This window comes from Halogeometricum sp. S3BR5-2, from assembly GCF_031624635.1.
Taxonomy (GTDB): Archaea; Halobacteriota; Halobacteria; order Halobacteriales; family Haloferacaceae; genus Halogeometricum; species Halogeometricum luteum.
In genome coordinates, this window is the sequence record NZ_JAMQOQ010000003.1 from 606,298 (window position 1) to 617,908 (window position 11,611).

Below are 11,611 nucleotides of genomic sequence, written 5' to 3' on the forward strand. Positions count from 1 at the left end.
GAGAGCTCTACCAGAACAGGCCGAGCCGATCGCCAGCTCAGTTGTATCCCGTCAAGTAGAAAAATACGTTCGTATCGCTACCGACCGACTGCGTCACCGCTCAAGCCGTGAAACGAACGAAACCCGCCTGCTGCGTACACCCTCTGTATCTCGCATGCCGGTGCTGTCAGCTCCAGAGGGTTTCAACAGAGCCGTTATGGTGGGTTTGATGCGCTATTCAGACGCTCAACGTCGTTGTTTTCGTACGCTGCCCGCCACATTGCGTGGACCGCCCGGGTCACGAGTGACACCTCAGTCACGTCGATACAGGATGGTTCAGCCGCTGTGGCGGCCTCGTCGGATGGCGGATGAAAATGAATTTCTGGTGAGTGCGTATTCGGGTGGCGGTCGAATCGCCAGTTTCGGTCTTCGCTATCGATGTAATGGAACGAATACATCCCCAGTTCGCTCCACTGGATATCGAGCCGAGCGCTGTCGGCATCTCCAAGCCCGTCAGTGAGACTGATCTGCAGTTCTGTGGGTGCGACAACGTTATCGTACGACGTTTCCTCAACTAACGGTTCAAGTTCGAGCCAGAGATCACGAATCCGTTGGAGCACCGGGAGATAGATCGGCCCGAACTCACCGGCTCGGTCGCTCTCGCTCATACAGTGAGCTGATGACTGGCCTCATCGTAGGCGAGTGCTGCGTGGGCGACCGCGAGATTCTGCCGTGTCGTCCTCCATGCAGTAAGATCGTCCCATCCCTCCGTTTCGTCGGCATCGAGTTGCTGGGCGAGCTCCTCGGGTGACACTACGTCGTAACGATTCTCGTAGCGCCGGATCTCGGCTTTCATCTCCTTGATACCCTCAAGCAGCTCTGTCCGGTTCGTCTCCCCGCGGAGTTCCCGAATCCGGGACATCAGAATCCGGTCGCTGTTTCGCTTGTACAGCGTTGTTTGGCCGTCCTGTTCCGTCTCGGCGAACCCAGTGTTCACGAGGGTCTTACAGTGGCGGCGTGCCGTCGGCTCGCTCACGAGGGCGCGGTCGGCGATCTCGGCGGCCGACTGCCCGTCGTGGGTCTGTTCGACGATTTCGTACACCCGCTCGAACGGCGTGGTGTCGCCTTTCCAGTCCGCTTTGACCTGCTCGTTGACGTTATCCCACGTTTCGGTCATACTGGATGCTACGTCCTGTAGCTGCAAATAATTTCCTAAGGAAACTATTCTTTTCCCATCGTATTGGTGATCAGGCTGCCGACAAGCTCTCATTGAAGCTGGTACTCTGTGCGTTACTTCGACTACAACACCGAGATCTCACTTCGTCCCTGCGCCATCACGAACTCACTGTGACGACTACAGTGTCTCTATCCGTTGTTCGATTGCTGTGAGAACCGTCGAGTACACTTCGAGCGGATAGAGCGACGGGAGTTCAAGATCGGTGATTTCGATGGCAAATGGTGACTCATGGAAGTGCAATCGGGTATTGTGCGTATTTGGGTGCCGGTCCCAACGGCACTCCCACCGTTCCCCGCCCTCGTACTCTCCGATGTAGTGGACTGAGAAATCGCCAGTCGTGAACCATCGGATGTCGAGACGAGCTGCTGTCACTGTGTCAGGATATCATCCCGCGTCGAGCAGTCCACAAGGTAGTCGGGGTTCGTATGAATCTGGATCGAACACGGTCTCCGCGACGAGTAGATCCGACGAAAGGTGTCGCTCCAAGAGACGCAGTGTTTGTCGATCTGATCTGGAGCGACTAAACAAGGCTCAGAGGATGTATTCAGCAACAGCCAGTGGTGTGTGCCACAGTTTCATTTCCGGTAGAACTCCCGGGTGTAGTTCCCGGGAAGAAGTACTTCAGCCGTCAGTCGTCGCTCGAGAGTCGTGGTGCATACAGAGTGCGTATTCAGCAGTCGAAAGTTCGCGACGAGACGAACGATCTCGGTCACTGCAGAGGGAGTGCAGATCCCTTACTCGTTCAACGCGTTGTATGCGGAACAGTGACAGGGTTCGATAGCGTACTCGTAGAGTTGAGCAAGGATGGAAACGATCACCTCCACAGATAGCACGGCGATTGCCTACGACCGAACGGGGGGCGGGCCACCGCTCGTGCTCGTCCACGGCACGACGGCTGACCACTCGACGTGGGCCGATGTCCGTCCGTTCCTCACAGACCATTTTACCGTGTACGCGATGGACCGCCGTGGTCGCGGCAAGAGTGGTGACGCCGAAGCGTACGCACTCGAATGTGAGGCCGAAGACGTGGTCTCGGTCGTCGACTCGATCGACGAACCCGTGGACCTGCTTGGCCATTCGTACGGGGGTCTCTGCGCCTTGGAGGCAGCGTTGCGTACCGATGGTCTCCGCAGGCTCGTCCTGTACGAGCCGGAAGTCACTGCCGAGGCAACTCCCGATGACGAACGGGCGCTTGCGGAGATTCGGAACGCAATCGACGCGGGCGACCAAGACGAAGCACTCGTGGTGTTCTATCGCGAGATCGCTCGCCTCTCGGCAGCGGAAATCGAGCATCTCCAGTCCCTGCCGACGTGGTCACAGCGGGTCGACGCCGTTCACACCGTCTTACGGGAACTCGAGGCGGAGTACGCATACGACTTCGAGCCGGAGCGGTTTCACGGGATGACCACGCCAACGCTCCTACTCGTCGGTGAGGAAAGCCCGCCGCTCATGCACAAAAACGCCGAAACCATACATGAGGCGGTTCACGAGAGCCGAATCGCCATTCTAGAGAATCAGCAACACCTCGCCTATCGAATGGCACCCGAACGCTTCGCTGAGGAACTACTCGCGTTCCTGACCGAAGGGACGTAAGGAGTGGGGTTCTCACTCTGACGTACCAGTGTCCCCCTACGCAAGACCTTTCCAACAGGCGATGGCGGATAACCACCCGTGCATGCCCGACTGCTGAACCCAGCCTCTGTATCGGTCACGACGCTTCTGACAGCGTTCGGTGATGTTTCTGCGGTTGTGCTAAATAGAGGGCGCGAATCGGTCAAGGGACTCAACTCTCATAGTGACAAAACCGAACCGGTCGGCACGGGATGCGTATCAGCCGGAACACTTCGGTGAGTTGCGAATGGTTCGGTGACCGCCTGAGGCAAGTATTTTACCACCGGACTCACAATGTACACACGTGAGCTCCGAATCGGAAAAGAAGCGCGTTCAGTTCCGAGCGCCGAGAGGGTTAGTGGATCGGGCTGACACGCTTGCAGCGGTGTTCGAGACAGATCGGACGGACATTCTCATCACCGCCCTCCGTGAGTACCTCCGCGACGCAGCACACTCTGACGAAGTGAAGCAAGAGGTCGCAGAGGCGTACTACAACGATGAGATCACCTTCGAGGAGTTAAAGTCTCTCGTCGGTCACGAAGAGGCCGCAAATTTCCGCCTCCTGAAACAGCAGTTGAGCGAGACATTCGTTGACGACGTAGCTGAGGAGTTGGCCGACACATAGATGGTGCGCATCGTCGCTGATACCTCTGCCCTCGTTAGTTTGGGAACCGTTTCGGACACCACGACACACCCACTCGATATACTCCTCGAGTCGCACGAACTCTTACTCCCCGAGCAAGTTCTCGAAGAGTTAGCTGAGACGGCTTCTTACGAAGATGCTTCTGGAGAGGCAGCCCAAGCCGTGCTTGACCGTAAGAACGGGTTCGAGGTTCGACTCATCGAACTGGACGAAACGTTTCCACTCGACGATGGCGAGAACTCGGCAGTTACGTTGGCGAACGAAGTAAACGCGGTTCAGTTCCTCTGCGACGAATTCAACCGGCTAGCACTGATCCATGCATCACTCGCTGACACTCGCCTCGTGACGACCCCAATCCTGCTCACTGCTTTCGTGCGGAACGACGTGCTCTCTCCGGATTCTGCGGAGCAGTTTCTCGAGATGATGAGTGAGGCTCGATGTTGGTCGTCAAACTCCTACGTCGCACGCGCGAAATCGACACTGCAACAGCAACGAGAGGGAAATTAACACCCTCTGGCTGCGATCAGATAGCTTCTCGTGGCGCTGAATAGAGAGCGCGTGTGTTGCATTTCGCAGTGTCAGAGAAGTCAGCGAGGATTTTGTTTTGCTCTCGTTTTTATTCCGAAGTAGATGCCACCCAGCATCACTACAAGTGCCACTCCTGCGAGCCAGAGTCGCTCTGTATCGGGACTTCCGGTCGTGTAGGCGTACAATTGATAGCCCGCAGTTATCAGCATACCCAAACTGCTCACAATCACTGCGGTACCTTCATCTATAGCAAATCAGTGCATCTAATGACATTAATGGTTCCGTCGAAGTGATGCATACACCCTCTGTATCGGCTACGCCACTCCAGACAGTGTTCGGCGAGGTTTCTGTGGACGTGCTGAATAGAGAGCGCGTATCTCGCAGCCGTTCGTCGCGGAAAGCCCGTCGTCTAGGGTGATCGTGCGGAAGAATAAGGCCATCAGACAGTGTATAGGTACAGTTGAGGTATCATGGAGACCGTCGTATCAGCAGACGGCACGCCCATTGCGTACGAACGATCCGGGAACGGGCCACCGCTCGTCCTCGTGCACGGGAGCGCCGACCTCCACACGTTCTGGGATTTGACCGGGACGCGTTCGGCCTTCGCAGAACACTGTACGGTGTACGCGATCGACAGGCGTGGACGTGGCGAGAGTGGTGACGCTGTCGAGTACGAACTAGAACGAGAGGCCGAGGACGTGGCAGCCGTCGTCAATTCGATCGAGGACCCAGTAACGCTGCTCGGTCACTCCAGTGGAGCTCTCTACTCACTGGAGGCGGCCCTGCGTACCGACAATCTGCGCAAACTCATTCTGAACGAACCTCCCGTTGCGGTCGGCGACCACGAACTCGACGTCGAAGAGGCCGTCACTGAAATGCGGAGACTGCTGGACGGCGGTGAGCGCGAGCAGGCGCTCGTTCTGTTCCTGCAAGAAGTCGCCCAGCTCACGCCGGAGGAACTCGACGCGGTTCGCTCGGCCCCAATCTGGACGGATATGGTTGACGCTGCCAATACACTGCCCCGCGAGTTGCGAGCGATTGCTGAGTACGAGTTTGATGCTACCCGGTTCGTAGAGATGACCACGCCGACCCTGGTGTTGTCCGGCGGTGAGAGCGCCCCATTCTACACCGATGCAACGCAAGCGGTCACCGACGCGCTTCCGCACAGCCGACTCGTCATCTTCGACGGGCACGCCCACGAGCCGATGAACACCACGCCAGACCGCTTCGTCGACGAGGTGCTCACGTTCGTTCGTGAATCGGACTGACGGAGCCACACCGCTCTCCGATTCATTTTCCGGCGGAGTTGTTGGTACGAAAACGGGAGTTATTGTGACGAGCTGGCGTCAACGGCGAGAGGATCGCCGACGATCTCGATCCCGTACTGGTCGAGCTGCTCGGCAACGCGGTTCATCTGTGCGTCCACCTCTGAATCATCTGGAATCGTCCATGAGTCGGCTGGGCTCCCGACCGACGCCCAGAGCTGTTCGAGGCCGGGGTCGTGGACGAACATGAGCCACCGTGTCTCATCTTCAGTGAGGTAGCTGTGTGGCCGTCCGTGAGGTACAAAGACTGTCGAGCCACTCGTCGCGATAAAGCGCTCGCCATCGACTTCGAACGTCACTGTCCCGTCGATGATGTACCACATCTCATCATCAGATTGGTGTACGTGCATTGGCGGCGACTATCCTGCAGGGACGTGCTCTTCGATCATCGAGAACGAGCCGTTGGTATTTTCCGCTGTGGCCTTCAGGACGGTGAGCGACCCGAGGGACCAGTACGCATCACCTTCTTGGGAGTCGAGCATCCACGCTTGCGGCTGTTCGTCCGTTTCCATATGTCCATTACGTCTCCTCACAGCATAAGCCGCTAAGGTGGTTTTTGCTGAATACACCCTCTATATCTCGCAAGTCACTGCTGACAGGATGCAGGCAGGACAGGTTTCGATGCGGTAACTCGCTTCCCTGTATCGACTGCTCAAATCGGCCCGTTGCGAACCCGCACTCGTGACACACTCGCGCCCTCTATTCAGCATGGTCACAGCAACCTCACCGAACACTGTCAGGAGCGACGTGCTGAATGGAGAGGGTGTATGCAGCACGCCACTGCGATTCGTTTCAGGCCCTTGGTTGCGAAATAGTCATTCAGTAGAGTTTGCGGACCCACTAATCACTCACCAATTGTTTGCGAGGTTACACTCGAATTCAGATCCTGTGATATGAGTACAGTCAGTGCTTGGTTGCCGTGTCTGTTGTCGCCTCATCAACGCGCTCTTTCGCTCGTCGATAACTCCGGATGAATGCATAGGCTAGTCCGAGTACTGCTCCGATACTTAGGACGCCTGGACCGACACTGAGAGATATTTCGGTCGGCGTTGAGACGAATGAGAAGAGATAGATGATCGTCCCCTCGGTTCCGACCGTAAGCGATCCCACACCGAGGAGAGCCAGGATGAGTGGACCACCAACAGCCAGTAGGATGAACACCGCGACGGCGGCGACAGCAGCACCCGAGAAAGCGTCCCAGACGAGCGCAGTCACCGAGATTCGACGTGGTCGATCACTCGCCCGTCCGTAAATCCGGACGCCGTTCGGATGGTCTTGTAGCCTGGCGTCGGCGGGAACACTGAGAAGCGTCATCGTCATCCAGAGGTCAGCGATTGCCCCGGCGGCGTTCGCCGCTAACGGCACGATGAGCCAGTCCCACTCAAAGATGAGCATTACCGGTACCCCGACGGTAGTCATCACGACCAGCGGTGTCATGAGTAAGACGATGAACTGGTTACGAGTGAACTCGTGATCGGTCGTTGCGTAAGCGTACGGTAGGATAAAATGAGCGAGCCCGACTCCATACTTCGGCTTACCGCCGTAGTAGCGGATGGCGAGACCATGCAGCCACTCGTGAGGAATGATGAAGACAGTGCCAAGAACCAAAATCACGAGCACATCCAGTGCACTCGTCCACCATGCCACCCCGGAGGGTGCGAACTGGAAGGTCACTGCATGGCCGGTAACAGTCTGGTAGAGTCCACTGAGAAGAGTTGCTCCGACGATCAATCCGAGCGTTCCGAGACACGTCATCTGGATCGTAAGCCCTCGGGTCAGTTCAAGATCTGCGAGCAGCGTCTCTTGTTCGGATCGAGTAGCCGTGACCATAGTGACCAGAGTGTTGGGCTGCTGAAATAATTACTCCGAGTATTGAGCACATCGAGGGAGAGACATATTACAATACGCCCCGTCCTGAGTGATTCAATTCACTTTCTCCGGGTCTGTGTCGATGACCGATTCGCGCCCTCTATTCAGCATTCCCGCAGAAATTTCGCCAGCTACTGTAGAAGTCGCATGCTGACCACAGAGCGCGAGTCGATTAGCGCCATCAGCACCGTTTCACGATCGAACTATTCCCGTCTCGGCGGGGGGTACGCGAGTCCCCGCAGTATTTGAACGTCGCGGGAGACGATACGTTCGATGCCCTCCATCATCGATAAAACCGTGTTTGGCGAACCTTCCAGGAGTCTTGCACTGGTTTACCTCTGTGGCGCACTTCTGATGGCCGGACAGCAAGGATACTACGTCATTGTCAAATGGGCGACACCGTTCTATGCTGTACTGTTCCTGATCGCCGGGATAGCCCTCTCCAGCATTGCCGAGTCCCTGCCGAACCTCGACGACGTGCAGCCGGCGTCTTGCGGCTCACAGCACTCGTCGTGCTGGTGAGCATGCTCGTAATTATGATCATCACACCCGAACTCCTCATCAACTGAGCGCGGTGATCTATTCGAACTCACTCCTGTCAACCGGGTGTATTCTTGAGGAGGGTCCGTCACGACTGCTGACGATTCACGGGTGAATCTGCCGGATCAGACACACGGTTTCTGATAGAGTTCGGCCAGTCTGTAACTACGCCGCTGCACGTACACCGCATATTTGGAAATTTGAGGAGGACTACATCTAACCTTTTCAGCGAAGGGTAGCTTCAGTCGTACCCGGGAGAATAGAACGCGCTCACCATGCTGAATACGCGTTCTGTATTCAGCACGGTACTGCGATTCGTTTCACAGCTTTGGTTGCAGAACAGTTGTGCAGTAGAGACGTGCGTAGTTCGTCATGGAAACAGTGAGAGAATATCGAGGAGAGTTTGCTTCACTTTCTCGTTGGAGACTGTAGCGCCGATAGTAAACATAACGAACACGACAGCGCCAGCGACCAGAGACGAGACGGTCCTTATATCAACTGGCCCGAAAACGTACACGACTATCACACAGACTACAGCACTTAACGAGGAAAATACCAACCAATGGGATGATCCTCTCATTGGTACTCGTTTGAGGATCCGTCTCTCAGATACAAACGTTTGCTGACTCACCGTCGTGAAGTACCTCCGAGACAGGCCTCGAAAACTCGTCCTGCTCATCTGTAGAGAGGCGTTTTGTACTAGCCGACACAGCGTCTCTCTGCACTGAGCGATTCGATTCCATTAAGCTGAGAGCTAATCCTGACCGATACGCGCCCGCTATTCAGCACGCCCACAGCACCCTCACCGAACGCTGTCAGAAGCGTCGTGACCGACTCAGAGGGTGTATGCAGCAACCACGACCGACTAGTTACATCAGCATTGAGACGCGTGTGAACAGGATTTCCCTCGTTTTCAGGATTTGCTTTTATGTTACTCGAAGACAACAGAGAGCATGGACTCCGACTCGAACGGTACGATTGCCCTCGGTTTCGGCCTCGGAAGCGCACTCGGGGCTGGCACGGGAACTGCCATCGGGGCGATCACTGGCGACTTTCCTTTCTGGTTGGGAATGGGAATCGGTCTCGGCTCAGCGCTCGGGACGGCTATAGGCGTCACCTTCGCTCGTGGGGGAAACTCCGGCCATACGGACGCCCCGAAGCGCCCTGATTCCGCCTGACCGAGACGTACCCTGTACTGACCGACTCCGCGTCGGTCTCATCGAAGCACACACTATACGGGCAATATGACTCACGCTATCTCAAAATCGGACGACAAAGATGTCGGCAGTGCCGGCATCGTTATGTTTCTTGTTCTGACGTTCGCGTGGTCATGGGGGTTCTGGGGATCGAAGATCCTTCTCGAAATGGGTGTCACCGAGGGTGTTCCGGTCCTGCCGAATCTCGGCGCGTTCGGTCCGACAGTTGCTGCGTTTCTCCTCGTCGCTTACGCGAACGGGTTCGCGGGAGCGCGTCGACTCGCTGGTCGGGCAATCCAGCTCGACTATCCCAAGCAATGGATTCTCGTGGCCCTGCTGCTCCCACTGGCGATTGTCGGTGGCGCGCTCACAGTGGCCATCGCCACCGGCACGACACCGACGTTTCCCTGGGCGGACCAACCGATTGTCCTCCTCGTCGCGTTCGGCTGGATTTTGGTACTGGGAGGACCGATCCAAGAGGAGTTCGGGTGGCGTGGCTACCTCCTCGATCCGCTCCAAGAGCGACTTACGCCGCTCGGTGGGGGTCTCGCTGTCGGACTCGTTTGGGCAGTCTGGCATCTACCGTTGTTCTACATCCGGAGCGAGACGATCTACTACGACAATCCGTTCCTCGGGTTCGCTGTCTCCATCACCTTGCTTTCCGTGCTCATGACGTGGGTGTACAACAGTACGAACGGAAGCCTCCTCCCGGCGCTCCTTATGCACACCTCGTGGAACTGGGCTCAGGGAATGTTCCCTATTCTCGACTCCGATCCCGCGAGCCTCGCGATGGTCGGGCTCCTCGTCGCGGCGACCCTCGTCGTGGTAGTGTATTCGGGACCGAGACGGTTAGGACAGACCGCCCGATCTGACCCTCGGACTCGGTAGCACAACCCACGAAGTGAACCGAGATAGTTATTGCGGGATTGTCAGATTCAGTTCACGGCTAACGCCGCGGGCTTTCTCCTTGAATCTCTGTAACTGTCGCAGCACTCGCTCCTAGAGCTGCAAATTCTATCGTCAGTTCGCCTTGAGCGTACTGGAATGCGAAGTAGAGGAACGAGGAAATTATTCCGAGTACAATACTCAGATTACGATTCATGCTGTGACAGAACGGATGGAACGGAAAAAGCATGGGACATATCAGATTCCACTCAAACTGCTATTTATTTCCTCTATTCAGCATATTTCCAAGGCACTATCATGAGCTATGGATATCAACGGACCCAATGTGCCAGCAGACGTCCTGAGCACTGTTTCGTTCTCACGCTGATGTCTCTTGGTTAGAAGTGGGGTTCGACGTGTCGGTGTCGATAGGAAACGTAATCGAGAGGTCGATTGCTTCGGTTCCGTCGCGGAGAATCGGGCGTTTGCTGTTGCCATCTGTAATGAACTCGATGACACCGAGCGCTTCGAGTTCTTTGAGGTTCCGGTGAACCTCTTTGTAATCGCGGTCGACGAGTTGAGCCGTCTCGCGAATACTCTCCGGACGTTCACTGGTGGCGCTGACGGGGCGTTCGTCTCGCCCGCACACGATTCCAGACCGCGTCGGTCGCGGCGCCGTCTCAAGAGGATTTTCGAGTGGAAATGCAGGTACGAAATTCTGATATGTTATATGCTGGTCATAGTTTTGAGGGCGAAAAACGGCGTACACCCCCAGATTCACCGGACTGTGACCTCCACTGTGCGATGTAGAAGGTCGCATCGTGGCTTCCGATCGGATGTCGGCTCTCGACTCGAACCGGAGGTTCCGGAACAGCGAATTCGGGAGTTTCAGGGATTCTCGCGTGTGTGTAGCACCGGTGGCCACGACACAGTGTTCCAGTTCGGCTGTCGTCGACGACATCAAGAATCCGACTTCGGTCGATACACCCCCTCGAGAGAGGGATGTACCGGGTTCTGAGCGTTCTTCGAGAGGGATCGAAGCCCCCATCTCGTCGAGGGACCCATTCTAGAGCGAATCGAGAATGACGTTTAGAGGGGCTGTGCGCTGGTTTCTCCGAAGTACGGGCTGCGTCACGTCTGAGACATTCGGAGGGTCGTGGCTGTCAATTGCCGGCCCGATTTGACACCGTTCACACGCTACTCCCTCCGGGAACGGGTGTCGCTGTACGATTCCGTAGACCGAATTCAGTGGTCTCGTGCCGTCGGAACGCGTTCCCAGAGGGGTGTACGATGATATCATCGCCGAACAGTGACAGAATCGGTACCTAACCCGTCGCGCTCGAATCGGCGCTCGAAAACTGCACGCACTCGAGAGCGAAGACACAGAAGACACCAATCAGTCCACAGAGAACCGTTCGCTACTCCGGCAGCTCGTCGAACTCCTCACCAAACTCACGAGGAGACGCACCGTCAATCAAGACGCACGTTTCATCACCCAAGATATCACGAGAGTCATAGAGTGTCTCGACTACCTGGGTAAGGAGGACGAACCCCGTGGTCTCACTGAGGGTGCGGTCTCGGCGCTCGCCGAGAGCGAGCCATCGAATTCCAGTTGAGGAACTACGAATGTTGTGACGAGACGGAAGTAGCGTGAGCGTGATAGAGCGCCCACTATAGTAACCGGTAGAACTTTTTACTCAGAGATAGTTGCAGTAGCTAGTGAATCATCTCGACGAGATCTCCGTCGAGGAATTGCAAGACGCTCTCGACAACGTGGACGGAAAGAAGCCGACACAAC

11 protein-coding genes and 2 pseudogenes are annotated in these 11,611 nt (G+C 56.3%); 6 read left to right on the forward strand and 7 right to left on the reverse strand.

What is annotated here, in order from left to right; genetic code table 11:
- Positions 1–194 precede the first annotated feature (194 nt).
- The 3 genes and pseudogenes from NDI79_RS14675 to NDI79_RS23625 all read right to left on the reverse strand — a co-directional run bounded on the left by NDI79_RS14675 (position 195) and on the right by NDI79_RS23625 (position 1,744).
- Positions 195–647: a toxin-antitoxin system TumE family protein gene (locus tag NDI79_RS14675; RefSeq protein ID WP_310929280.1), complete on the reverse strand. Its 453-nt coding sequence runs from the start codon at positions 645–647 to the stop codon at positions 195–197.
- Positions 644–1,156, reverse strand: a complete 513-nt coding sequence (locus NDI79_RS14680) for a winged helix-turn-helix domain-containing protein (RefSeq protein WP_310929281.1) — start codon at positions 1,154–1,156, stop codon at positions 644–646. The genes NDI79_RS14675 and NDI79_RS14680 overlap by 4 nt, the downstream gene beginning before the upstream one ends.
- 177 nt (positions 1,157–1,333) lie before the next feature.
- Positions 1,334–1,744 (reverse strand): annotated as a pseudogene (locus tag NDI79_RS23625) (toxin-antitoxin system TumE family protein).
- 276 nt (positions 1,745–2,020) lie between these two features.
- Between NDI79_RS23625 and NDI79_RS14685 the strand changes: the two are divergent.
- From NDI79_RS14685 to NDI79_RS14700, 4 genes are all read left to right on the forward strand, one after another.
- A complete protein-coding gene (locus tag NDI79_RS14685; RefSeq protein WP_310929282.1) occupies positions 2,021–2,809 on the forward strand; it encodes an alpha/beta fold hydrolase in 789 nt (262 codons plus the stop codon).
- Positions 2,810–3,131: 322 nt separating this feature from the next.
- Positions 3,132–3,452, forward strand: coding sequence for a hypothetical protein (locus tag NDI79_RS14690; RefSeq protein ID WP_310929283.1), 321 nt, complete (start codon positions 3,132–3,134; stop codon positions 3,450–3,452).
- A complete protein-coding gene (locus NDI79_RS14695; protein ID WP_310929284.1) occupies positions 3,453–3,977 on the forward strand; it encodes a PIN domain-containing protein in 525 nt (174 codons plus the stop codon). It abuts the gene before it with no gap.
- A gap of 491 nt (positions 3,978–4,468) precedes the next feature.
- Positions 4,469–5,266: an alpha/beta fold hydrolase gene (locus NDI79_RS14700; protein WP_310929285.1), complete on the forward strand. Its 798-nt coding sequence runs from the start codon at positions 4,469–4,471 to the stop codon at positions 5,264–5,266.
- Positions 5,267–5,325: 59 nt separating this feature from the next.
- Here NDI79_RS14700 and NDI79_RS14705 read toward each other — a convergent pair whose 3' ends face one another.
- From NDI79_RS14705 to NDI79_RS14715, 3 genes are all read right to left on the reverse strand, one after another.
- Positions 5,326–5,673 (reverse strand): cupin domain-containing protein, encoded by a 348-nt coding sequence (locus tag NDI79_RS14705; RefSeq protein WP_310929286.1) that lies wholly within the window; start codon positions 5,671–5,673, stop codon positions 5,326–5,328.
- Positions 5,674–5,682: 9 nt separating this feature from the next.
- Positions 5,683–5,835 (reverse strand): cupin domain-containing protein, encoded by a 153-nt coding sequence (locus NDI79_RS14710; protein WP_310929288.1) that lies wholly within the window; start codon positions 5,833–5,835, stop codon positions 5,683–5,685.
- Between the two features lie 391 nt (positions 5,836–6,226).
- Entirely contained in the window at positions 6,227–7,153 is a 927-nt protein-coding gene (locus NDI79_RS14715; RefSeq protein ID WP_310929289.1) for a DUF3267 domain-containing protein, read from the reverse strand.
- Positions 7,154–7,465: 312 nt separating this feature from the next.
- Between NDI79_RS14715 and NDI79_RS14720 the strand changes: the two are divergent.
- Positions 7,466–7,761 (forward strand): annotated as a pseudogene (locus NDI79_RS14720) (DUF8011 family protein).
- Between the two features lie 1,215 nt (positions 7,762–8,976).
- A complete protein-coding gene (locus NDI79_RS14725; protein ID WP_310929291.1) occupies positions 8,977–9,816 on the forward strand; it encodes a CPBP family intramembrane glutamic endopeptidase in 840 nt (279 codons plus the stop codon).
- Between the two features lie 376 nt (positions 9,817–10,192).
- Here NDI79_RS14725 and NDI79_RS14730 read toward each other — a convergent pair whose 3' ends face one another.
- Positions 10,193–10,594 carry an HVO_A0114 family putative DNA-binding protein gene (locus NDI79_RS14730; protein WP_310929292.1) on the reverse strand — a complete coding sequence of 134 codons (402 nt, stop codon included), beginning with the start codon at positions 10,592–10,594 and terminating at the stop codon, positions 10,193–10,195.
- Between the last annotated feature and the right edge of the window lie 1,017 nt (positions 10,595–11,611).